The sequence below is a fragment of the Campylobacter troglodytis genome, assembly GCF_006864425.1.
Classification (GTDB): domain Bacteria; phylum Campylobacterota; class Campylobacteria; order Campylobacterales; family Campylobacteraceae; genus Campylobacter_D; species Campylobacter_D troglodytis.
This window is the reverse complement of record NZ_QHLI01000283.1, coordinates 1-352: the sequence shown is the minus strand read 5'-3', so window position 1 is coordinate 352 and position 352 is coordinate 1. Positions and strand designations below refer to the sequence as shown.

Below are 352 nucleotides of genomic sequence, written 5' to 3'. Positions count from 1 at the left end.
CGTAGCTTTCATAAACACAGCAAAGAACACAGCCATAACAAACACCCTTGCAACAAGCACAACAAACAACAACTCAAAAGAAGAAAGAACCTACAACAAGGGCTTTGTGTCTTTGTTTAACAAGCTTTATCAGGTTAATACTTTAGCTGCTATGTGCGACTGTGAATTTATACCTTGTGAGCTTAGTCCTATGAAAAAGGCTTTAAACATAGGGCTTATCAAGGCTTATAAAAAGGATAAAGAAGGCAAATTTATAGATGATAAAGATAGCTTGTCAAATTCACAAAATGAGATTTACACCATAGATACAGAGCAAGAAATAATGCTTAAAGCCTTTGTTTATGAGGAGCAA

The 352-nt window shown here is 34.9% G+C and carries 1 protein-coding gene; it reads left to right on the top strand.

The features are described from left to right. Window positions 1-352 (top strand): hypothetical protein (locus DMC01_RS14370; protein ID WP_185909001.1); only part of this gene is annotated, 352 nt, incomplete at both ends.